The 23,149-nt window shown below is 68.8% G+C and carries 18 protein-coding genes; 11 read left to right on the forward strand and 7 right to left on the reverse strand.

The annotated features are described in order from the left end of the window. Positions 1 to 9: 9 nt before the first annotated feature. Positions 10 to 972, reverse strand: coding sequence for a ParA family protein (locus tag D7X30_RS09215; protein WP_120562449.1), 963 nt, complete (start codon positions 970 to 972; stop codon positions 10 to 12). Positions 973 to 1,021: 49 nt separating this feature from the next. Then, positions 1,022 to 3,178: a HEAT repeat domain-containing protein gene (locus tag D7X30_RS09220; RefSeq protein ID WP_120562450.1), complete on the reverse strand. Its 2,157-nt coding sequence runs from the start codon at positions 3,176 to 3,178 to the stop codon at positions 1,022 to 1,024. 238 nt (positions 3,179 to 3,416) lie between these two features. Here D7X30_RS09220 and D7X30_RS09225 point away from each other — a divergent pair, with 238 nt between their 5' ends. Then, complete coding sequence (locus D7X30_RS09225; protein ID WP_120562451.1) at positions 3,417 to 4,298, forward strand: nitronate monooxygenase family protein; 882 nt, start codon at positions 3,417 to 3,419, stop codon at positions 4,296 to 4,298. A gap of 423 nt (positions 4,299 to 4,721) precedes the next feature. Then, the gene (locus tag D7X30_RS09230) at positions 4,722 to 5,096 is read left to right on the forward strand and encodes a helix-turn-helix transcriptional regulator (RefSeq protein WP_014393392.1); all 375 of its coding nucleotides are present in this window, start codon (positions 4,722 to 4,724) and stop codon (positions 5,094 to 5,096) included. 14 nt (positions 5,097 to 5,110) lie between these two features. Here the strand turns inward: D7X30_RS09230 and D7X30_RS43575 are convergent, their stop codons facing one another. Continuing rightward, positions 5,111 to 6,508: a sensor histidine kinase gene (locus tag D7X30_RS43575; protein ID WP_120562452.1), complete on the reverse strand. Its 1,398-nt coding sequence runs from the start codon at positions 6,506 to 6,508 to the stop codon at positions 5,111 to 5,113. 46 nt (positions 6,509 to 6,554) lie between these two features. Next, positions 6,555 to 7,181, reverse strand: a complete 627-nt coding sequence (locus D7X30_RS09240; RefSeq protein ID WP_120562628.1) for a phospholipase D-like domain-containing protein — start codon at positions 7,179 to 7,181, stop codon at positions 6,555 to 6,557. A gap of 126 nt (positions 7,182 to 7,307) precedes the next feature. Here D7X30_RS09240 and D7X30_RS09245 point away from each other — a divergent pair, with 126 nt between their 5' ends. The 7 genes from D7X30_RS09245 to D7X30_RS41610 all read left to right on the forward strand — a co-directional run bounded on the left by D7X30_RS09245 (position 7,308) and on the right by D7X30_RS41610 (position 18,717). Further along, the gene (locus tag D7X30_RS09245) at positions 7,308 to 7,979 is read left to right on the forward strand and encodes a TetR/AcrR family transcriptional regulator (RefSeq protein WP_120562453.1); all 672 of its coding nucleotides are present in this window, start codon (positions 7,308 to 7,310) and stop codon (positions 7,977 to 7,979) included. Between the two features lie 32 nt (positions 7,980 to 8,011). Beyond that, positions 8,012 to 9,463, forward strand: a complete 1,452-nt coding sequence (locus D7X30_RS09250) for an aldehyde dehydrogenase family protein (RefSeq protein ID WP_120562454.1) — start codon at positions 8,012 to 8,014, stop codon at positions 9,461 to 9,463. A 27-nt stretch (positions 9,464 to 9,490) separates the two neighbouring features. Then, positions 9,491 to 10,930, forward strand: coding sequence for an aldehyde dehydrogenase family protein (locus D7X30_RS09255; protein ID WP_120562455.1), 1,440 nt, complete (start codon positions 9,491 to 9,493; stop codon positions 10,928 to 10,930). Positions 10,931 to 10,932: 2 nt separating this feature from the next. Next, complete coding sequence (locus D7X30_RS09260; protein ID WP_120562456.1) at positions 10,933 to 11,139, forward strand: hypothetical protein; 207 nt, start codon at positions 10,933 to 10,935, stop codon at positions 11,137 to 11,139. A gap of 645 nt (positions 11,140 to 11,784) precedes the next feature. After that, the gene (locus D7X30_RS09265; protein WP_158619220.1) at positions 11,785 to 17,649 is read left to right on the forward strand and encodes an RHS repeat-associated core domain-containing protein; all 5,865 of its coding nucleotides are present in this window, start codon (positions 11,785 to 11,787) and stop codon (positions 17,647 to 17,649) included. 133 nt (positions 17,650 to 17,782) lie between these two features. After that, on the forward strand, positions 17,783 to 18,196 hold the full coding sequence (locus D7X30_RS41605; protein WP_147443145.1) for a hypothetical protein: 414 nt from the start codon (positions 17,783 to 17,785) through the stop codon (positions 18,194 to 18,196). A gap of 296 nt (positions 18,197 to 18,492) precedes the next feature. Then, positions 18,493 to 18,717: a hypothetical protein gene (locus tag D7X30_RS41610; protein ID WP_147443146.1), complete on the forward strand. Its 225-nt coding sequence runs from the start codon at positions 18,493 to 18,495 to the stop codon at positions 18,715 to 18,717. A gap of 54 nt (positions 18,718 to 18,771) precedes the next feature. Here D7X30_RS41610 and D7X30_RS09270 read toward each other — a convergent pair whose 3' ends face one another. Both D7X30_RS09270 and D7X30_RS09275 read right to left on the reverse strand, forming a co-directional pair. Beyond that, positions 18,772 to 20,394, reverse strand: coding sequence for an ABC-F family ATP-binding cassette domain-containing protein (locus tag D7X30_RS09270; RefSeq protein WP_120562458.1), 1,623 nt, complete (start codon positions 20,392 to 20,394; stop codon positions 18,772 to 18,774). 173 nt (positions 20,395 to 20,567) lie between these two features. Beyond that, positions 20,568 to 20,930 carry a cupin domain-containing protein gene (locus tag D7X30_RS09275; protein ID WP_120562459.1) on the reverse strand — a complete coding sequence of 121 codons (363 nt, stop codon included), beginning with the start codon at positions 20,928 to 20,930 and terminating at the stop codon, positions 20,568 to 20,570. 75 nt (positions 20,931 to 21,005) lie between these two features. Here D7X30_RS09275 and D7X30_RS09280 point away from each other — a divergent pair, with 75 nt between their 5' ends. Continuing rightward, a complete protein-coding gene (locus D7X30_RS09280) occupies positions 21,006 to 21,632 on the forward strand; it encodes a phenylalanine--tRNA ligase beta subunit-related protein (protein WP_120562460.1) in 627 nt (208 codons plus the stop codon). Positions 21,633 to 21,639: 7 nt separating this feature from the next. Here D7X30_RS09280 and D7X30_RS09285 read toward each other — a convergent pair whose 3' ends face one another. Further along, the gene (locus tag D7X30_RS09285; RefSeq protein WP_120562629.1) at positions 21,640 to 22,137 is read right to left on the reverse strand and encodes a gluconokinase; all 498 of its coding nucleotides are present in this window, start codon (positions 22,135 to 22,137) and stop codon (positions 21,640 to 21,642) included. Positions 22,138 to 22,331: 194 nt separating this feature from the next. Here D7X30_RS09285 and D7X30_RS09290 point away from each other — a divergent pair, with 194 nt between their 5' ends. Beyond that, a complete protein-coding gene (locus D7X30_RS09290; protein ID WP_233591473.1) occupies positions 22,332 to 23,144 on the forward strand; it encodes a cadherin-like beta sandwich domain-containing protein in 813 nt (270 codons plus the stop codon). Positions 23,145 to 23,149 lie beyond the last annotated feature (5 nt).

Here is a 23,149-nt window from a genome sequence, read left to right on the forward strand (position 1 = left end):
GGGGAAATCTCAGCCGGCTTTCGTCGCGGTGCCGGCCTTCACCGCCGCGGCGTGCGCGGCCACCAGGCGAGGCAGCACGTTGTCCAGCATGGCCTGGATGTCGTTGGCGCCCTTGGACGTGGGGTCCGCCACGAACACCGGGCGGCCCTCGCTGGAGGCCTGCGCGAACTTGGTGCACTGCCGGATGATGGTGGGCAGCAGGTACTCGGGGTAGTGCGTCTGGAGCGCCTCCAGCGCCTCCTTCGCCAGCTTGAAGGTGGCGTTGAAGGAGTTCACCACGATGAACACGTGGTCCAGCACGTGGTTCAGGTCCTCCTCCAGGCTCTGCACCGTTTCGAACAGCAGCTTGAGGCCGTGGAAGGACAGGAAGTCCGCGAGCACCGGCACGAACAGGTCGTTCGCGGCCATCAGCGCGTTCAGGTTGAGCAGGCCGAAGGACGGAGGCGCGTCGAAGACGATGAAGTCGTACTGCGCCTCCACGTCCTTGAGCGCGTTGCGCAGCTTGAACTCACGGCCGGCCATGGGCATCAGCGCCAGGTCCACCGTGGACATGCTCAGGTTGGACGGGATGAAGTCCAGGTTGGGCAGGGTGGACTTCTGAACCACCTGCGCGAGCGGCGTCTTGCGGACGAGCACGTCCAGCAGCGTCTTCTCGAAGTCCTCGCCCTCGTAGCCCAGGCACTTGGTGGCGTGGCCCTGGCTGTCCAGGTCGATGAGGAGGACGGCGTAGCCCAGCTCCGCCAGGCGCCACGCGTAGGACGTGGACAGGGACGTCTTGCCGGTGCCGCCCTTGAAGTTGAGGAAGAGCTGTCTGCGCAGGCCCGCGGTGGGCGGGAACTTGTTGAGCGTCGTGCGCAGCTCCCACACGTCTTCCGGGCCGTAGGCGTCCTTGCGCAGCTCCGCGGGGATGGACTTCGGAGTCACGCCGAGCATCTCGGCTACCTGCTTCGAGCTGTACGTCGGCGCTTCCATGAACGACCCTTCGGATGACGTGTGAGGCCTGGGCGGGTTGCACCTTGCCTCAAGCGGCGAAGTATTTGTGCCCCCTTCGCACGATGGCCCCTCGGGCCACCAGCAGGGCAACAGCCTCCTGGGCCAGCTCCGCCGGAGCGGACAGCCCGGACGTCAGCTCGGCGAGCGAGCGTCCTCGGACAGCGACCCGCACCTCCTGCAACATCGCCCCACACAGCGCTTCCACGGGAGACGGGCCGCGCTTGGGAGGAACCGGCGGCGGGGCGGCAGGCGCCGGAGCCCGGGCGGGAGGAGGCGCCCCCATGGCGACCAGCGCGGCCTGCACGGGCGTCCGCCGCACGGCGGGCTGCGCGGGCACTGCGGGAGGAACAGGGGCCACCGGGCGCGACGGCGGCGCGGCAGGGCCCGAAGCGAAGGACACGGGCCCACCGTTCGCGACCCGGGCAGGCGCCGGAGCCGCACCGTGCATCACAGCGGGTGCGGAGCGGGCCGCGCCCACGGTGGCGACCGCGAGCGCGGGGGCGGCCATCGGCGTGGCGGTCCACTGCGAGGTGTTCGCGGCGACGTCCGCGAGAGACACCGGCACGGCCATGTGTTCGGGAATCGAAGGGAGGGGCTGCGGCGCCGCGACCGGGGCGCTCACCCGCGGCGCGCCCATCGCGGCCACAGGCTGCACCTGCGCCACCGCCACAGGCTGCGCACCATTCACCGCGACGGACTGCGCGACCTGCGCCACCGCCACGGGCTGCGCGGCATTCACCGCGACGGGCTGCGCGGCATTCACCGCCACGGGCTGTGTGGCATTCACCGCGACGGGCTGCGCGGCATTCACCGCCACGGGCTGAGCCTCCGCGACCACGGGGGCCGCGCGCACGGGCTTCACGTCCAGCGTCGCGCGCACGGGCCTCACGGGCAGCGTCGCTAGCCGGCGGATCTCCCGGCGCCGGTGCGCATCATCCAGCGCGACCACCGCGGACACGTCGTGCCCCAGGATGCGCGACAGGCTCTGCGCCGCCGCCTTGCGCACGCGCGCCTCGCCGTCGTCCAGCGCACCCAACAGCAGCGTCCGGGCGTTCTCGCCCCGGCCCGCGCCCAGCGCCAGCGCCGCCAGCGCGCGGACCTCCGGATCCGTGTCGTGGATCGCGTCCTCGCCCAGCCGCCGCGCCGTCTCCCCCTCCAACCCCAGGGCCAGCAGCGACGCGCGCCGGCGCACCGACCGGTCCGAGTCCTTCATCGCCTGCGCCAGGTGCGGCGCCGCGTCCTTCGGCGCCAGCACCAGCAGCGCCTTCAACGCCGCGATGCGCACCTCCGGCACCGGCGACGACAGGAGCGGCGACACCACCGACGCACCCTCCTCCCGGCAAAGCCCCGCGAACGCCTGCACCAGCGCCACCTGCGCCGTCGCGTCCGTCTCCGCGTGCAGGGCCGCCGCCAGCGCGGGCGCCGCCGCCGGATGCGCCAGCGCCTTCAGCCGCTCCGCCGCCCGCACCCGGGCCGCCGCGTCCGCCGCCGACAGCTCCCGCACGGAGAACCCGAACAGCGTCTCGTCCGTGGTGCTGCCCGAATGCCCGGACAGCTCCGCCATCTGCTCCGGGCTCACCCGCAGGCGGCCCTCGCTCTGCAGCCGCTGCGCCTCGCGCGCCACCGGCGACAGCCCCGACTCCGCCGCGCCCGACGACACCATCGAAGCCCGGGACGGAATGGCCGGCGCGGGACGCTCCGCCCACGGCACGCTCGGCTCGGAGGACTTCAGCGGCACCGCCGGCCCGTTGAAGGGCGCGCGCATCGCGGGCACGTCCCCGCGGAGGATCACCTCGCTGCGCAGCTGGGAGATGAACGACGCCAGGTCGAACCCCAGCTCGTCGGCGTCATCCTCCGCCATGGCGCGGGCCTGCCCGGAGGAGTGGATCCGGCTCGCATCCAGCAGCTTCGCCATCAGCTGGTCGCGCTCCAGCCGCAGCGCGTGGTTGAGCCGGGACAGCTCCTCGCGCTCGGCCTGCGCGCGGGCGCTCTTCACCTCCATCGAGGCCACCTCCCGGCGCAGGTCCAGCTCACGCTGGTGCCCCTCCGCCAGGTCCTCCTTGAGGTGCGAAAGCTCGTCGCGTGCGGACGCCAGCTCGCCATGCAACTGCTGCGCACGGGCCTCGAAGTAGACGATCTTTTCGAGTGCGCTCTTGAGCAGCGCGTCCGGACGCTCGTCACTCACGACTGGCTCTGGCCTCCCCGCGAAGGCGCTCGGCGGCGCTCCCCGGTTCGCTTCACCGAAGGGACTCCCCGGTATCCCGGCTCGCCGCCGGGGCAGGCACCTTATGTCAGCCCTACGTGCTACGTAAACCACGGAAACACCAGGGGTTTTCCCCCGCCGGGGCACGCTGTGATTGACAACGCCGCCCAGGCCGATTTTTCGGCCTCGCGCCCGCGCGCACGCATGCTCCAATGCGCGCATGGCCCCTTCGCGCATCGATACCGCGGTCACCCGGATGTTGGGCATCCGCTATCCCATCATCGCCGCCCCCATGTTCCTGGTGTCCAACGCGGCGCTGCTGGAAGCCGCCGGACGCGCGGGCGCCATCGGGGCGGTGCCGTCGCTCAACTACCGCACCGCGCAGGCGTACCGGGACTTCCTCGACACGTTCCCGAAGGACGTGCCCTTCGGCGTGAACCTCATCCTCAAGTGGGCCGAGCGCCTGGAGGAGGACGTGGCCGCGACGGTGGAGCGCAAGGTGCCGCTGGTCATCACCAGCCTGGGCGACCCCACGCCCATCGTGGAGCGCGTGCACGCGTACGGCGGCAAGGTGTGGAGCGACGTGATTTCACTGCGCCACGCGGAGAAGGCCGTGAAGGCCGGCGTGGACGCGCTCGTCGCGGTGGGCAGCGGCGCGGGCGGCCACGCGGGCAACCTGAGCCCCATGGTGCTGGGCCCCTGGCTCAAGGCGGAATTGGGCGTGCCGGTGGTGCTCGCGGGCGCGCTGTCCACGGGGCGCCACCTGGCCGCCACGCTCGCGCTGGGCATGGATGGCGCGTACGTGGGCACGCGCTTCCTGGCCACGGTGGAGGCCGGCGCCGCGCCTGACTACAAGCAGGCACTGGTGGACTCAGGGCCCGAGGACCTGGAGTACACGAAGGAGGTCACGGGCGTGCACGGCAACTTCATCAAGAGCGCGCTGGAGCGCTTCCGCGCGGGCCAGGGCAAGGCGTGGAAGGACACCTGGAGCGCGGGCCAGGGCGTGGCCTTCGTGAAGGACGTGCTGCCCGCCGCCACCGTCGTCGAACGCATGGTGCGCGAGTACTCCGAAGCCCGCGCCGCGCTGCCGTCCGAATCCTGAAGCAGCACTGAAGCAGCCCGGGTGTCGAGCCCCGCTTCCGGCCCACTCCGCCGGAAGCGCGCGGTCTCCCCGGACCCGCGAAGTCGTCGCGAATCGCACGAAGCAACCTGCCACGTCGGGCGACCTCTCACGGCCTTCCCGTGACGTCTTGGGAGGGGCGGAGGCGTGCGCGCCTACCACCCCGGTTCGGCGCGCGTGACGCGCAAGAAAAAACACCCGGGAAGCCTTGCCAAACGCGCGCGTGAGAACGGCGGAAACGGCGGATTGTCGAGGGTTTGCGGGCCCTGTCCGAACGCCCGGGGATGTCAGACCCCACTCGTAATCTGTGTCTCACGAGGTCACGCAAGGCAGCGACTTCTCCCCGGTACCTCTCCGTCTGAAAAGCGGGGGGAGAAGCTCCTCTTTCGACAGGTTTTGCACGCCATGGAACAGCGACTGGCAACCCTCATTGGAAACGCGGTGCGAGTGGCCCGGCAGCGGCTGGAGCTGACGCAGGCCGATGTCGCCGAGCGCGTCGGCATCGCCACCGAGGTGTACGGCCGTTTGGAGCGCGGGCACATGCTGCCCAGCGTGCGGACGCTGCGGAAGCTCTGCCTCGTGCTGAGCTGCTCGTCGGACGTGCTGCTCGGGTTGAGCGCGACGGCGGCGGTGACGGAGGACGGCGCGCCGCAGCTCGCGGAGGATCCGCCGGAGTACCGCGAGCGTCCGGAGGTGCGGCGCCTGATGCGCACCGTGCGCAAGCTGGACTCCCCGCGCCTGCGCCTCTTGGGGCAGGTGGCGCACGCGCTGGAGCGATGAAGCGCTGAGAGGGGCTACTCGGCCGCGGGCTCCGCGTTCGCGTCCACGGGCGCTGGCGCTTCGCGGTGGACAGGGGGGGATGCGGTACCGGCGACGGGCAGCCGGAGGATGAAGCGCGCACCGCCTTCCGCGCGGTTCTCCGCGTCCAGGGTGCCGCCCGCGCGCGCCACGTAGTCGCGGCAGAGCGCCAGGCCCAGGCCGGTGCCCTTGCCGGGCGGCTTCGTGGTGAAGAAGGGCTCGAAGAGGCGCGACAGCGCGGCCTCGGGGATGCCCGGCCCGTTGTCCTCCACCTCCACCCGCACGCGGCCGTCCTCCATGCGCGCGCGCAGCATCACGTGCGCGGGCTTGCTGGAGCGGGCGGCCTCCAGCGCGTCCGCGGCGTTGAGCAGCAGGTTCACCAGCACCTGCACCAGGTGGCGGGCCGTGACGCGCGCGGGGAAGAGCTCCTGCGCCACGTCGCGCTCCACCAGGCCCAGGCTGCGCAGGCGCACCGAGGCCAGCCGCTGCGCCTCGGCCAGCGCCTGCGCGACGTCGCAGGACTCCAGCTCGTCGGGGGCCTCACGGGAGAACAGGCGCAGGTCGGTGACGATCTGCTGGATGCGCAGCACGCCCTGCTGCGTCTCGTCCAGCACGCGCCGCACGTCCTCCAGGTCGTCGGGCGCGCCGTGCGCCCATTCCTCCTGGAGGTAGTGCAGGTTCGACTTCACGTACGCGAGCGGGTTGTTCACCTCATGGGCCACGCCCGCGGCCAGCTGCCCCACCACCACCAGCCGCTCCACCTCCGCGCGCTGGCGCTCCACGCGGGCGCGGCGAGACTCGCTCTCCGCCAGCTGGCGCAGGGCCTCCACGCGCTCCAGGTGCGCGTTGCGCTCGGCCGCGCGCAGCTTGCGGAAGGCCTCCGCGCCGTGCGCGGACACCGCGAACACGAAGACGAGGCTGAGGCACTGGCTGACGAACACCGCCCAGGGCACGTGCGACAGCCACGTCATCAGCCCCACCGCCACCAGCGTGCCCCCGATGGCGGACCACACCGGCAGGCGCTGGCCCGGGACGAAGACGGTGACCAGGAGGGGCACCGTGTAGAAGGCGGGGAACAGCGGGCTCTCCAGGCCACCGGTGAGCTGGATGCTCACGGTGAGCGCCGTCAGGCTGACGGTGCCCGCCGCGATGCCGCTGAAGGGCGGGCGCAGCCACCCCGCGCCGACCGCGGTCCCCAGCGCGAGGAACGCCACGGCCCAGGCCAGGTGCGCCGCGAGGAAGTCCGCGCGGAAGCCGCCGAGAATCAGCGGGTGCGCGAGCGAGCCCAGCGTGATGATCAGCGCGCACCACCAATACGTGCGCCGCCGGACCCGACGGCGGGCCCGGACATCCGCGTTCGCGTCGTCCCACGCGCTGGAGGTTGGAGGCGTCACCCCGCGCTGGTCCCCCAGGGCGCGTTGCGCGGCGCGAAGTGCAGCTTCATGTCGAGTCCTCCCGTGGACGTCGCAGCCGGCGGGACTTCCCCAAGCGCACCGCGTCCCGTCCCCGTTTCTTCGCCTGTCCGCCGCCGGAGGGCAAGATGGGGTCAGGACACACCGCTCGAAGCCGACATCCCCGGCACTCGGCGCCGCTCCACACGGCCTCGAAGAGGGCGGTCGTCCGGTCGATGGTGTCGAAGTCCTCCGTCACGAAACCCATCTCGAAGTTGCGGACATCGTCGCCCTTGGCGCCCAGGCCCGCGCCGGTGAGGTTGGCGCTCCCCAGGTAGACCCAGGCGCCGTCCACCACCACCGCCTTGAAGTGGACGCGCGGGCACACCTTCAGTTCCAGCCCCCCCTTCACCAGCCGGGAGCGAGCGTCGAACGCCGCCCGGAACGGCCGGCTGGGCAGCTCCGCGTGCAACAGCCGCAGCGCCACGCCCCGGGCGGCCAGCCCGTCCAACACCTCCAGCAGCGGCACGAACGCCCCCTTCGAGCGCTCCACGTACATGGCCTTCACGTTGGCGGTGGCCATCCACACCGACTCGCGCGCGTGGGCCAGCTTGCGCAGCACCACCTCCTGGTACAGCGCGCTCCCCGACAGCAGCTCCGCGTCGATGGGCCTCATCATGTCACCCAGCGTCGCACACAGGATTACACGACACCATCCCCCCTCCCCTCGCGAACGTCCTGCGGTGGAAGGAGACCCAGGCGCCGGCTTGACCAATGACCGACGGTCATTTAACTGCGGGTCATGGTGGGAGCACTGGCCGCGAAGCGGGTCGTTCCACTGCGGGCGCGGCGGGACGAGGACAAGGAAGCGCGGCGGCGCGAGCTGCTGGACGCGGCGCGGGCGCTGTTCGAGGCCACGTCGTTCGCCGAGGTGAAGATGGCGGACGTCGCGGCGCGCACGGGCCTGGCGAAGGGGACGGTGTTCCTCTACTTCCCGACGAAGGAGGCGCTGTTCCTGGCGCTCCTGGACGACCTGCTCACCGCGTGGTTCGCGAAGCTGAACGGGCGCCTGGCCGAAGACGGCACGTGGACGGGCCACCAGCTGGCGCGCACGGTGGCCGAGTCGCTGGAGGGCGAGGAGACCTTCACGCGGCTGCTGGCGCGGGCGCAGACGGTGCTGGAGCAGAACGTCACGGTGGCGCAGGCACAGGCCTTCAAGGAGCGCGTGCTCGTGTCCATGGGGACGACGGCGGCGCTGCTCCAGGCGCGGCTGCCCTCCCTCACGCCGGAGTCCGCGGTCCAGCTCATCCGCCATGTGCACGCGCTGATGACGGGCCTGCGGCAGATGGCGGACATCGCACCCGTGGCGCGCGAGGTGCTGACGCTGCCGCACATGGCGCCCCTGCGCGTGGACTTCTCCGCCGAGCTGACGGCGGCCATCACCACCCTTCTTCGCGGGCTCGAGGCCCGCTGACCCTTTGCGTCTTTCTTGAAACGGAGCCCGTCATGCTGGAAGCCGTCGCGTCCCTCCTCCCCCAGGCCACGGTCGAAGTGGACCGCATCCGCGCGGTGTTCGAGTCGCAGCGCGCGAACCGCTGGAACCTGTCGCGCAGCACTCCCGCGGAGCGCATCGCCAGGCTGCGCAAGCTGCGCGAGGCCATCATCGCGCGGCGCGAGCAGCTGGCGGAGGCCATCCACCAGGACTTCCGCAAGCCGGCGATGGAGGTGGAGCTGACGGAGATCCACCCGACGCTGGAGGAGCTGAACCACACGGTGAAGCACCTGAAGTCGTGGATGAAGCCCAAGCGGGTGGCGACGCCGCTGACGCTCAAGGGCGCGTCCAGCCACGTGCGCTTCGAGGCGAAGGGCGTGGTGGTCATCCTGTCGCCGTGGAACTACCCGTTCCAGTTGGTAGCGGCGCCGCTCATCGCGGCCATCGCCGCGGGCAACGCGGTGATGATCAAGCCCAGTGAGAAGACGCCGCACACGTCGCGCTTCCTGGCGAAGCTGGTGCGGGACATCTATCCGGAGAACGAGGTGGCGGTGTTCGAGGGTGGCGCGGAGGTGGCGGAGGTGCTGCTCCAGCACCCGTTCGACCACTTCTTCTTCACGGGCAACCCGAACATCGGCCGCAAGGTGATGGCGGCGGCGACGAAGTTCCTGTCCAGCGTGACGCTGGAGTTGGGTGGCAAGTCGCCGGTCATCATCGATGAGTCGGCGAACCTGAAGGCGGCGGCGGAGGCGCTGGCGTGGGGCAAGTTCGTCAACGCGGGCCAGACGTGCGTGGCGCCGGACTACATCTACGTGCCGGCGTCGAAGCAGCAGGCGTTCCTGGAGGCGTTCAAGGCGGTGCTGACGCGCTTCTACGGCGCGACGGAGGCCGAGCGTCAGGCGAGCCCGGACTTCGCCCGGGTGGTGGACCCGGCGGCGTGGAGGCGGCTCAAGGAGGTGCTCGACCGCACGGTCGCCGCGGGGGCGAAGGTGGAGGCGGGCGGCACGGCGGACGGCCCGTCGCGGTACGTGGCACCCACGGTGTTGTCCGGGGTGACGACGAAGATGCCCATCATGGAGGCGGAGATCTTCGGGCCGGTGTTGCCGGTGCTGACGTACGAGCGGCGCGAGGAGGTCTACGCGCACATCAACGAAGGTGGGAAGCCGCTGGCGCTTTACGTGTTCTCGCAGGACTCGAAGATGGTGGAGGAGGTGCTCCAGCACACGACGTCCGGCGGAGTCGTGGTGAACAACGTGCTCATCCACGTAGCGAACCCGAACCTGCCGTTCGGCGGGGTGGGAATGAGCGGGTTGGGGAGCTACCACGGGCACTACGGCTTCAAGACGTTCAGCCACGAGCGGGCCGTGATGGTTCAGTGGATGAAGTCGCTGGCCGCGGTGTTCTTCCCGCCGTATCGGGGAAAGACCCAGGAATGGGCTTCCAAGGCGACCCGGATGCTGGAGTAGGTCCCGGGGTGGGAGAGAGGAACCGGCATGCGCGTGGTGTCAGTGGAGGAGGCCCTGGTCCCGGGAGACCTGCAGGCGGTGTTCGACCGCCTCCAGGCGCGCCGCTGGGAGCTGGCGAAGACAGGGCCGAAGGAGCGCCTCGCGCGGCTGGAGAAGCTCAAGGCGCTGTTGTTGGAGCGGCGTGAGGAGCTGGCAGACGCGCTGCACGAGGACTTCCGCAAGCCGCCCGCGGAGGTGGAGGCGACGGAGATATTGCCCGTGCTGCTGGAGCTGGCTCACGTGCAGAAGCACCTGAAGGCGTGGATGAAGCCGCGCAAGGTGGGGGCGCCGCTGCTGCTCGCGGGCACGAAGAGCGAGGTGCACCCGGAGCCCAAGGGCGTGGTGCTCATCCTGGCGCCATGGAACTACCCGTTCCACCTGCTGGTGTCGCCGCTGGTGGCGGCGGTGGCGGCGGGCAACGCGGTGCTGTGCAAGCCCAGTGAGAAGACGCCGGGCACGGCGCGCTTCCTGACGCAGCTGCTGCGGGACGTGTTTCCGCAGGACGAGGTGGCGCTGGTGGAGGGCGGCGCGGAGGTGGGCGAGGCGCTGTTGCGGCTGCCGTTCGACCACTTCTTCTTCACGGGCGGACCGCGAGTGGGCCGGCGGGTGATGGAGGCGGCTGCGCGGCACCTGGCGGGAGTGACGCTGGAGCTGGGTGGGAAGTCGCCGGTCATCGTGGATGCGTCAGCGGACGTGGACGCGGCGGCGGAGCGGATTGTCTGGGGAAAGTTCCTGAACGCGGGGCAGACGTGCATCGCGCCGGACCACGTCTGGGTGCATGCGTCGAAGGAAGAGGCGCTGCTGTCCGGGATGAAGGCCGCGCTGGAGCGCTTCTACGGGAAGACGGAGGAGGCGCGGCGGGCGACGCCAGACTTCTGCCGGATGGTGGATGACGGCGCGTACAAGCGCGTGTGCCGGCTGTTGGACGAGTCCGTGGCGGAAGGAGCGCGGGTGGTGGCGGGAGGCGGCGTGCACGCGGAGACGCGCTACATCGCGCCCACGGTGCTGGCGGACGTGACGCCGGAGACGGCGGTGATGGATGAAGAGATTTTCGGGCCGCTGTTGCCGGTGCTGCGCTTCGAGTCACTGGATGAAGTGGTGACGCAGGTGCGCGCGGAGGGCAAGCCGCTGGCCATGTATGTCTTCAGCCACGAAGAGGCCACGGTGGAGCGCCTGCTGAAGGAGACGAGCGCGGGCGGCACGGTGGTGAACAACGTGGTGTTGCACAACGTGAACCCGCACCTGCCCTTCGGAGGCGTGGGCCAGAGCGGCCTGGGCGCGTACCACGGCGAGGCGGGCTTCAAGGCCTTCAGCCACGAGCGCGCGGTCGTGCGCCAGGGCCGCACGTCCTTCACGAACCTCTTCTTCCCGCCCTACCGGGGCAAGGCCCAGCGCCTGGCACGGCTCGCGAGCAAGCTGTTCGAATAGGAATGAACTCCGACGACACACCGCCGCCTCGTGGCCTCTACGGACAGCGCCCCAGCAAGAGCGCGGATGCGGCGCGGAGGGCTCAGTTCGAGCGACTGGCCGCGATGACTCCTCGGGAACGCGTACTGCTCGCGCTGAGCCTCAAGGAGCGGATGCGCTACATCACGCCTGCGCGCACGCATGAGCCCAGCCCGGGTACGCCCAAGTGAGCGACACACTCAGTGCCAAGCGACGGGAGCGTACGCTCCAGATTGCCGAGCGCATGGTCGGCCTCTTGGGATTTCCTGGAACGCAATCAGCAACACCTGGATGTCGCTGAGTTGCGCGATGGCTGCGAGCGTCATGGAATGGGGCCAGTCCTCCAGCCCCTCCTCGAAGAGCTTGGGATTGCCTGACCGCGCAAGCCCGGGCTTTCGTGGCCCGTGCGGGCAACGCACTCCGTGTCACCGCCGAAGCAGCTCGTCTCTCATTTCCTGGCACTCCGGCTGGCAGGAGGCCTTCGCTTTTTCCGCGCGGTGAGAGCCAAAAGTGTCGGGTCCCGGAAGGAACGGGGCCCGGTGCGACTGGCGGGCAGGTTGAGCCACTCCGCAAGGACAGACAACCCATCCCATCCCCTCGTTGACCTGCCTGGCTGACGACCGACAGGCTATGGGCCGGCTCAGTCTTTCGGGGGGAGATGGATGAAAAGGCAAACTCGTTCCAGGCCAGTCCTATGGCCATGGCATGGCTTCTTGCTGTTGTTGGGAGCGGGGCCATGGGGATGCTCTGGACAGGATGCTCCCTCTCATCCCGACGAGGCCTGCCTTTCCGCTCCTTGTGGCGGAGCGGATGGCGGACTCTCAGGTGATGCCGGCATGGATGGAGGCGAAGTGCAGGCGCCCGCTGCCATTGCCCCCACCGTCCCGACGGACTTCGGCGCCTCCATCGAGTTTCTCTACAAGGGTCCGAACCCGGCTCAGGTGGACGTGACCGACGGCGCCCTGGATCCACGCCGGGTTGCCGTCATTCGCGGGAAGGTGTTGGGAAGGAATGGGCAGCCCATCGTGGCTGCTCGCATCGGTGTTCTCGCGCACCCCGAGCAAGGCCATACGCTCACGAATGCCCAAGGTGATTATTCGCTCGCCGTGAATGGCGGTGGAGCACTCACGATTGAAGTGGAGAAGCCAGGATTCCTGCCCGTCCAGCGACAGGTGGATGTTCCGTGGCGCGAATTCGCTCCGCTTCCAGATGTGGTGTTGACGGCCTTGGACTCCAGCGTCACGGCCATCACGCCGGAAGCAGCGGAGTTCCAGGTCGCGCGGGGCAGCGTGGTGGAGGACAGCGCCGGCAGCCGTCAGGCCACCCTGCTGTTCGCTCCCGGAACCCAGGCGGAGATGCTCCTGCGCGACGGGACCCGTGTTCCCCTGACGGGGCCGTTTCACGTGCGCGCGACCGAGTACACCGTCGGGACCGAGGGCCCCGCGGCCATGCCCGGCTTGCTGCCCGCCACCAGCGGCTACACCTACGCCGTGGAGCTGAGTGTGGACGAAGCGCTGGAGGCAGGCGCCACCGAGGTGCGCTTCAGCCCGCCAGTCCAGGGATACGTGGACAACTTCCTGGCCTTTCCAGCGGGGCTCGTCGTGCCCTCCGGCTACTACGACCGGCAACAGGGGCGCTGGCGCGCATCGGACAATGGGCGGGTCATCGCGATCGTGGGGAAACGCGACGGCATCGCTCAAGTGGATGCGGACGGAGACGGCGCACCAGACGACCGCGAGCAACTGACGGCCTTGGGCTTCACCGATGCGGAGCGTGCGCGCCTGGCTGCCCTGTATGCCGTGGGAAAGAGCTTGTGGCGGGTGCCCGTCACTCACTTCACTCCGTATGACTATAACTGGCCTTTTGGGCCTCCACCGGATGCGCAAGAGCCCCAGCAACCCGAGCCACATGCTGAGACACCGGAGGCCCAGCCCGACTGCGAAAGCGGCAGCATCATCGAATGCCAGAACCAGACGCTGGGAGAGGCCCTGCCCATCCCCGGGACGCCATTCCAGCTCTACTACCGCAGTGACCGGGCCGCCGCTCGCACCGCCAACCGGGCCCTCCGGATCCCGCTGAGCGGAGGTCACGTCCCCGCGAGCCTGAAGAACATCGTCCTCATCGTGAACGTCGCGGGACAGGCCTTCGCTCGAACCTTCCCCGCGCGTCCGAACCAGAGCTACCGCTTCGTATGGGATGGCCTGGATGCCTTTGGCCGGCAGGTCTGGGGAGAACAGACCGCCCGCATCCGGATCGGCTACGTCTACGGGTTGAGCTACTACGCGAGCCCGGATGATCAGTCCCAGGCCTGGGCCCGGTATGGAGATAGAAGCACCCGGTTCGAGGGCCCTGACGGCCGGGACCTGACGCTGTGGCAGTTCCACACCGCCACGGTGGTGTCCCTGCCGGACTTCAGCCAACTGGGAGGCTGGAGCCTGGATGCGCATCATGCCTACGACCCGTGGCGCAGCACCCTCTACCCGGGCCAGGGAGGAGCCCTTCCCGGGCGGGAATCCCTGGGCAAGACGCCCCGGGTGCTGACCACCGCGACGCCCACCTTTAGTGGAGACCACGGCCCAGCGAAGCAGGCGCGCCTCGCCGCGCCCCAGGGGGTCGCCGTCGCGGCGGACGGAACGGTCTACATCGCGGATACGGGCAACCACCGCATCCGGCAGGTGAAGCCCAATGGAGTCATCTCCACGGTGGCGGGCAACGGGGTGAAGGGCGCGACGGGAGATGGTGGCAGGGCGCTCATCGCCCGCCTGGCCTCTCCCGAGGCGCTGGCCGTGGGCTCAGACGGAGCGCTGTACATCGCGGACACGGGCAACCACCGCATCCGCCGGGTCACGCCGGACGGACTCATTTCCACGGTGGCGGGCACAGGACTCGCGGCGGACGGCGGCGACGGAGGTCCCGCGACCCTGGCGAACCTGAATGCGCCCGCGGGCGTCGCGGTGGGACCGGACGGCAGCATCTACCTCGCGGATACCGACAACCACCGCATCCGTCGCGTCACGCCAGACGGCATCATCTCCACGGTCGCGGGCACGGGCGCTCGTGGCAACGCGGGAGAAGGCAGACTGGCGATCGCATCGCGCCTGGATACGCCCCGCGCACTGGTCGTGGGCCCTGAAGGCGTCCTCTTCTTCGTGGACTCAGGCAACCGCCGTCTGCGCCGTGTCGATACGGAGGGCAGACTGTTCACGCTGCTCTACTCACTGGACGAGGAGGAGCTGCGCACCGGCAGCAGGAGCCGCAGGCAGAATCTGTACGACGAATCACCGCGAGGCTGGCTCTGGGGCCTGGCCCTCGGCCCTGACGGCAGCCTCTACACGTCGTCTTCTCACCGATGCCTTCTGCACCGCCTCCTCCCGGATGGCAGCGCATGGGCCATCAACAACGGCGGATGCGGAGGAGATCCTTCCAAGGAAGGGCCCCTCGCCAGTCTGACAGCGCCCAAGGGGCTCGCCGTGACCCTCGATGGCAGCCTCCTTGTGGGGGACGCGTCCCAGTTCGTCGTCCGCAGGGTCTCATTGGACGGCAACCTCTTTGTCTTCGCCGGAGGGGGACCCGAAGCACCGGTCGTCACCGCGCCCGCGCCGCCCCAGTATCCGGTAGGGACGTTGGAGACACCCTGTGGCCAGGTCGATGACCTCGTGCCCTCCCCCGACGGCAGCGAGCTGTATGGCTTTGGTTGGCAGGGGCGTCACCTCTGCACCCTGGAGGCCTGGACGCTCTCGGTCCGCCACCGCTTCACCTACGACGAGAACGCGCGGTTGGTGTCCGTCGCGGACGGGTCCGGCCTCATCACCCGGATTGAACGGGACGTGACAGGGGCACCCACGGCCATCCTCGCGCCCCACGGCCAGCGCACCGTGTTGCAGACAGGGCCCGATGGATTGCTCGCCTCCCTCGCCCGGCCAGGCAGGGAGAGCGTGGCCTTGACCTACCAGGACGGCGGACTGCTCTCGTCCCTGCGAGACGAACGCGGCGGGATGCACCTGTTCGAATACAGCCCGGAAGGCTGGCTGACGAAGGACGCCCAGCCCTCGGGAGGATTCAAGGCCCTCGAACGGACGCGGTTGGACAAGGGCTACCTGGTGGCGCTCACCACCGCGATGGGGCGCACCCGGAGATACCAGGTGGAAGACCTGGAGTCCGGCGTCCAGCGGCGCATCACCACCGCGTCTGATGGAACGGCGTGGATGACGCTGCGCTCGCCCAATGGCACCACGGTCTACACCGCACCGGATGGCAGGGTCACCACGGTGGTGGAGATACCGGAGCCCCGCCTGGGCATGCAGTCACCGCTCGTGGCATCGCGCACCGTGAAGCTGCCGAGCGGGTTGACCTCCACGTCCACCCACCAGCGGGAGGTGACCCTCCTGCCCCAGGGCACGCTGCTGGACGTGGGTACGCAGACGGACACGGTGACGGTGAATGGCCGGACCACCACCTTGCGCTACGAGGCCGCTGGAAGACGTCTCCTCTCCACCAGCCCCATGGGCAAGGTGTCTGTCCTCACACTGGACGCGCAGGGACGCATCCACACGGCCGAGACACCGGGCCTGCTTCCGGTGGAGTTCACCTACGACGGGGAGGGCCGTCCCGGTTCCGTCGTCCAGGGGAGCCGGCGGAGGACGTTCACGTATGGAGCGGAGGGTGCCTTGCGCTCTGTAACAGATGGGCTGGACCGCGCCACCGTCCTCACAAGGGACGAGGCAGGTCGCATCACGTCCAGCATGCTTCCTGGACACCGTGTCACGGGGCTCACCTATGAGACAGGGGACGCCCCCGCCTCGGTGACGCCACCCGGACGGCCCTCACACGCATTCCAGTACACGGCCATGGAGGCACTGGCGTCCTATGCACCTCCCGGAGGGAGCGCCTTCTCATCCGGCTACACCTACGACCTGGATGACGCCCTCACCGAACTCCGGCAACCAGATGGCACCGTGTCATTCGCCTACGATGCCGCGGGCAGACTCGCCACCCTGGACATCCCAGGCACGCGCGTAACGAGTGGCCATGACGGAGCAGGTCGTCTCCGCTCGCTCGCGAGCACCTCCGGGGTGGGGCTCGAATTCAGCCACGACGGTCCGCTGCTGACCGGGGTTTCCTGGAAGGGAGCCGTGACAGGGGCGCTCCAGTACAGCCATGACACGGACTTCCGGATCGCGACAGCGTCCGTCAATGGTGGGTCACCCGTGGCGTATGCCTATGACCTGGACGGGCTGCTCGTCTCAGCGGGAGCGCTGACGCTGTCACGGCGCGACGACAATGGCCTGCTCGCGGGAACACGCCTTGGAGCGGTCTCCACCACTGAAACCTCCAACGGTTACGGAGAGCTGGAGTCCTGGTCCGCCGCTACCGGGAACGTCCCGCTGCTGTCCTACCAGTTGGAGCGCGACGTGATGGGCCGCATCGTCCGGCGGACTGAAACCGAGGGAACCACTGTCCATTCGGACGTCTTCACCCATGACGAGGCGGGACGGCTGGCGTCCGTCACCCGCGACGGAGTCCTGCTGGAGGCGAACACCTACGACGCCAATGGCAACCGCACCTCCGTCCTCCGGGACACGTTGCAGACAGCCACCCATGACGCCCAGGACCGGCTGCTGTCCTTTGGGAGCAAGACCTACAGCTACGGCGCCAACGGGGACCTTCAGACGCGCACGGAGGGAACGTACACCACCCAGTACGCATATGACGCGCTGGGCGCGCTGGTGCATGTCGAGCTCGCCGGCGGCAGGCAGCTCGAGTACGTGCTCGACGCCGCGTCGAGGCGTGTCGGCAAGAAGGTGGATGGCACGCTCATCCAGGGCTTCCTCTACGAGGGGCGGCGGGTCATCGCGGAACTCGATGGTGCGGGGAATGTCGTCAGCCGCTTCGTCCATGGCACTCGGGGGCATTCCCCCGACTTCATGCTCAAGGGAGGCATCACCTACCGCATCCTCACGGACCCGCTGGGAAGCCCGCGCCTCGTCGTCGACACCCGGAATGGGGCGGTGGTGCAGCGCATGGAGTTCGACGTCTGGGGCAACGTCGTCGCGGATTCAAATCCCGGCTTCCAGCCCTTTGGCTTCGCGGGCGGCCTCTATGACCGGGACACGAAGCTGACCCGCTTCGGGGCTCGGGACTACGACGCTGAAACGGGTCGGTGGACGGCCAAGGACCCCATCCGGTTCGCAGGCGGAGATTCCAACCTCTACGCCTACGCCGCGAACCAGCCCCACCAGTTCATCGATCCTGATGGACGGCGCATCGTCTCCATCGCCCCTGCGCTACAGTCCGCGTTCAACAACATCAAGGCCACGGAGCTGGGCAGCTTCGCCATTAACACGCTGGAGAACAGCCCGCATGAGTTCAGCTTCAGTCAAGGGAGCCAGATGCGAGATCGTGAAGGGAATCGCACTCCGGGCCATTCACGCCGGATGGGAAACGCATGCTCCGCGCGGCCAGACGGAATCCAGCGCTATCTCGCCCCTCAAGCCTTCGTGAGCACCATCGACACTCGCCTCGCCCTCGGGTCTGGGCGCTCCGTCGAGGAAGTCTTGTTCCACGAGATGTGGCACGACACCCAGTTCTCACAAAACCCATACAAGGCCTCTTTCGAGGGGCTTGACTTCCTTGAAGTTGAAATGGAGGCCCAGGGCATGACAACGGCCTTCCTGGACGAGGTTTTCAATGCCAACCCATAGGACGTCCTGGCTTCTCCTGGCTGGAGCCACAGGAGGTTTTTTGACCGTGCATTGGATGAACTCGACGAGTCCAGTCCCGCCAGAAGCATCATTACCCGATGCGTCACTCAACGCTCCCTCTCAAGCGCAGCCCATGCAATCCATTGCCCTATTGACTCGACTCCGCCATGGCATGACACGAGCCGAAGCGGAAGCGCTCGGACAAAACCTCACATTGAGTGGGTACCCGGCGAAGGTGACCTACTTGTTTTCCTCTGACGAAAAGCTTGAGAACTTTGGGGCCTCGGTCGTTCGCCGGGAAGCGCGCTGCGCAACGGCGTTCAAGGCCCTCCACGATGAGGCAGTTTCCGTTCTTGGCTCTCCCACCTCCACCAACCGCGAGGTGGGAGAAAAGCAGTGCGAAGACTGGACCCTCAGTGACTCAGTTCTTCGCATCTGCTGCAGACAAATCGCCCCATCGGACGGAGGAACCGGCTGGATGCTCCTGATGGCGATCAAGTCCTTCTCTCCTCACAAGATGATCGACATCACAAACGGCTTTCACTGAGATTCATGATGGAGCTCGGTCCCAGACTCGATACCTTCAGGCTCCTCACGTTCGCGAACAGCAAGCCATGAGCATCCTGGACGAGGCAGATCGAAAGCTGACCGGCAACGAGTGCGCCGGCGCTAGGGACGACTACCGCGTGGCCAAGGTTCGCAGGAGCCATCTAGCGCGGCTCTTGCGAACCTTGGCATTGCGGAGGAGTACGAGGCCATCCAGTCAAAGCCGAACGACTTCGACGCCCTTCTTGCGGCCACGGCGGCAGAACGCGAGGCGCTCCGGCAGTTCGAGGCCGGCGCATGAGGCTCACTGCCACCATCTCTTCACAAACAATGAAATCAATAGGCGAAACCGTCGCGTCGCTTGAAATCACCAGCGCAGACGACGCCTTCTACCTGTTCCGCCTGGGCGCCAACGAACTGCCACTCGATGACACATGGCATCCAAGCCTTGAGGAAGCCATGCGGCAGGCGAAGTTTGAGTTTTCAGTAGGCCCTGCCGACTGGACGCAAGTCGAAGATTGAGCCCAACGGCAGCGTCGCCCAGAGCGCTTTCACGCTCTGGGCGTCCGGTACGTCTCAGCTGCGCAGGCCCGGGGCTTCCTGGCCCGTGCGCGCGACGTACTCCGTGTAGCCGCCGCCGTACTTGTGGATGCCGTCCGGCGTCAGCTCCAGCACGCGGTTGGACAGCGCTCCCAGGAAGTGCCGGTCGTGGGACACGAACAACATCGTGCCCTCGTAGCGCGACAGCGCCGTGATCAGCATCTCCTTCGTGCCCATGTCCAGGTGGTTCGTGGGCTCGTCCAGCACCAGGAAGTTCGGCGGGTCGTAGAGCATCTGCGCCATCACCAGACGCGCCTTCTCTCCACCCGACAACACCCGGCACTTCTTCTCCACCTCGTCGCCGCTGAAGCCGAAGCAGCCCGCCAGCGCCCTCAACGAGCCCTGCCCCGCCCGGGGGAACGCGTCCGACAGCTGCTCGAAGACCGTCTTCTCTCCGTCCAGCAGGTCCATGGCGTGCTGCGCGAAGTAACCCATCTTCACGCTGCCACCCAACGCCACCGTGCCTTCATCCGGCTGCGTCGTGCCCGTCACCAGCTTCAGCAACGTGGACTTGCCCGCGCCGTTCACGCCCATCACGCACCAGCGCTCCGCGCGGCGCACCAGGAAGTCCAGGCCGTCGTAGATGGTCCGCTTGCCGTAGCCCTTGGACACGCGCTTCAGGTTCACCACGTCGTCACCGGAACGCGGCGGCGGCTGGAACTCGAAGAGCACCGTGGAGCGGCGCTTCGGCGGCTCCACCTTTTCAATCTTCTCCAGCTTCTTCACCCGGCTCTGCACCTGCGCCGCATGCGACGCGCGGGCCTTGAACCGCTCGATGAACTTGATCTCCTTCGCGAGCATCGCCTGCTGACGCTCGTACTGCGCCTGCTGCTGCGCCTCGTTCTGCGCGCGCTGGCCTTCGTAGAAGTCGTAGTTGCCCGAGTACGTCGTCAGCGAACCGCCGTCGATCTCCACCACCTTCGTCACGATGCGGTTCATGAACTCGCGATCGTGCGACGTCATCAGCAGGCCGCCCTCGTACCCCTTGAGGAAGCCCTCCAGCCAGATGAGCGACTCCAGGTCCAGGTGGTTGGAGGGCTCGTCCAGGAACATGGCGTCCGGCCGCATCAGCAGGATGCGGGAGAGCGCCACGCGCATCTTCCAGCCGCCCGACAGCTTGCCCACGTCGCCGTCCATCATCTCTTCGCTGAAGCCCAGGCCCGCGAGGATTTCCCGCGCGCGGCCCTCCAGCGCGTACCCGCCCAGCTCCTCGAACCGGCCCTGCACGACGCCGTAGCGCTCGACGAGCTTCTCCATGTTGTCCGCCTGGTCCGGGTCACCCATGGCGGCTTCCAGATGCTTCATCTCCGCCGCCACGGTGCTCACCGGGCCCGCGCCGTCCATCACTTCAGACACCGCGCTGCGGCCGTTCATCTCACCGACGTCCTGGCTGAAGTAGCCAATGGTGACGCCACGGTCGATGGAGACCTGTCCCTCGTCCGGGTACTCCTGGCCGGTCATCATCCGGAACAGCGTCGTCTTGCCCGCGCCGTTGGGGCCCACCAGGCCCACCTTTTCGCCCTTGTGGAGCGCGGCCGACGCCTCGATGAAGAGGATCTGCTGACCGTGTTGCTTACCGATGTTGTCGAGACGGATCATGTGCGTACCGAAAGGGCCCGGGGAATCAGGCGGCGCGCCCTTATGCCATGAGCCGCCCGCCGGAGGGATGCTTCCGAACCCCCAACCGCCCCAGGTCCATCCACGCGGCCGGGCAGGCAGGCCCCCGCCCGGGATTCCGCCCGGCTTGGAACCTGGACCCTGGAACGCGGGCCTCAGTGGTCCCGGTGCACGGTTCCCGGGGAGAACGCCGGGGTGCAGATGGCCACGTACTCCGCGCCGTCCTCCTCGGGGGTGCTGTAGCGGACCCACTCGCCGGGCTCGCACACCACCGTCTGGCCGGCGTGCACGTCCATCACCCCGCCCTTGTGCTCCACCCGCAGCGTGCCCGCGAGCACCAGGGTGATTTCACGGAACTCGGGCGTCTGGCCCGGCTCCTCCCACCCACCGGGGCTGCGCATGTGGGCCACGCTGATGTTGGACGTCTTGGAGTTCACCCGGCCCACGTACTCGTCGATGAGCTTCGGCTTGTTGCCCACGGCCGTCACACGGATGGGCTTCGGGATGAGCGTGGGCATGCGGATGCTCCAGGAGGGGACGAAGGGGAACAGCAGCCATCCCTACCCTACCAGCGCGTGGCGTAGAGTGCCGCCGTGCTGACCGTCGACCCCCATCCCCTCCTCGACCTCATCGCCTTCACCTCCTCGTGGCCCGCCCCCCTGGGGGACCTGCCCGCGCCCGACTGGCTGCAGGCCCTGCTGAAGCCCGGCGCCACCGCGCCCGTCCAGAGTGACGACGCCGTCCGGGGCGCCGTGCGCGACCTGCTCCGCCACGGCGGCTACAAGCCCACGGGCCGGGGCAAGCCCGCGTCCGAGTACCTGGTGCGGGCCTCCGGCGACGGAACCCTGGGCACCATCAACGCCGCGGTGGACGCCTGCAACGCCGTGTCGCTGCACAGCGGCCTGCCCATCAGCGTGGTGGACCTGGACAAAGCCCAGGCCCCGTTCCGCGTCTCCACCGCCATCCAGGGCGACCGCTACGGCTTCAACGCCTCCGGGCAGACCATCGACCTGGAGGGCCTGCTGTGCCTCTTCGACGCGCAGGGCCCGTGCGCCAACGCGGTGAAGGACGCCCAGCGCACCAAGACGGACGCCACCACGCGCCGCACCCTCACGCTGCTGTGGGGCACGAAGGAGCTGAAGGGCCACACCGAGCGCGCCTTCACCTGGTACCGCGAGCTGCTGGAGCGCCTGGGCGCCACCGTCGAGCCCGTACGCTGAAAGCGCTCTACACCCGGGGCGTCAACGCCAACCCCGCCACGATGCGCTCGACGATCTCCTCGGGCGGGGGCGTCACGTCCACGGTGAACGCGTCTTCGGGCACCTCCATCGTCTCCAACTGGCTCTGGAGCAGCGACGCCGGCATGAAGTGCCCCATGCGCTTCTGGATCCGCTCGAGGATGACGGACGCGGGCGCGTGCAGGTACACCCAGCGCTCGCGCGCGGGGTCCACGGTGAGCCTCGCCCGGTAGAAGGCCTTGAGGCCGGAGAACGCCAGCACCAGGTCCTCGTCCGCCTCCAGCGCCTTCTCCATCCTCGCGCGCAGGAGCTCCAGCCAGGGCTGCCGGTCCACGTCCGTCAGCGGCGTGCCCGCGGCCATCTTCCGGCGGTTCTCCACCGAGTGCAGGTCGTCCGCGTCCACGAACGTCCACCCCAGCCGGTCCGCGAGCGCCCGGCCCACCGTGGACTTCCCGGTGCCTGAAACGCCCATGACGATGACCACCATGCCGTTGCCGCCTCCCTCGGGTCTCGCGCGCTCCCGCATGCTGCGGCCTTCTTGCCTCGGGCGCCACGCGAGATGCACGGCCGGTGACACACCGGACATGAGCGTCCGCTGTCCAACGCCATCCCCCCCGCGTCCAACATGACTTCCACTTCACGACGGAGGAACCATTACCCTCCCGCGCCATCATGACTTCCGTGGGAGCAACCCCCGGCCGGACACTCGCCCGGCTCCTTCTGTGCAGCGGCCTGCTCGCGCTGGTGTCCCTGGCCGCCTGTCGTGACCCCGCCGCCGCGGCCGGCACCGCGCTCTTCGTCACCGCCCAGTTCGAGCCCTCCCTCAACCTCACCCGGCTGCGCATCTCCGCCACCGCGGACGGCGCCTCCGTGCCCACCTCACTGCTGCCCGAGGACTCCAGCCGCGCGCTCGTGAACGGTGAGACGTTCCGCGTCCTCCTGGACGGCGCGGCCAATGGCACCCAGGCCACCGTCCGCGTGGACGGCCTGCGCGACGACGCCACGGTCGCCACCGGCGAGGCCACCGCCACCGTGCGCGACGGCTACGAGGTGGAGGTCACCGTGCGGCTGACCGCGTCGAACGGCGGCACCTTCTGCGTGGACTGCCCGGACGGCTGCTGCCGCGAAGGCGTGTGCACGTCCCGCACCTTCCGCACCTGCGGCGTGGGCGGCGTCGCGTGCGAGGTCTGCGATTCGATCCGCGCGGACACCTGCACCGACCGGGGCACCTGCGGCTGCGGCACCGGCCCGGCCTGCGACATCAACGCCAGCCGCTGCGCCGGGGGCAAGTGCGTCTGCGGCCTCAGTGGCACCGCGTGCGGACCGGGGCTCGCGTGCATCAACGGCTTCTGCAAGTGCGACCCGTCCACCTGCGGCGGCTGCTGCGAAGGCAACAGCTGCATCCCCGCGCCCAACAAGAACCAGTGCGGCAAGGGCGGCGAGTCCTGCAAGAAGTGCGACAAGCGCTGCAACCCGGACGGTTCCTGCGACTGACGCGC

The organism is Corallococcus sp. AB011P (assembly GCF_003611605.1).
In the GTDB taxonomy this organism is placed as follows: Bacteria; Myxococcota; Myxococcia; order Myxococcales; family Myxococcaceae; genus Corallococcus; species Corallococcus coralloides.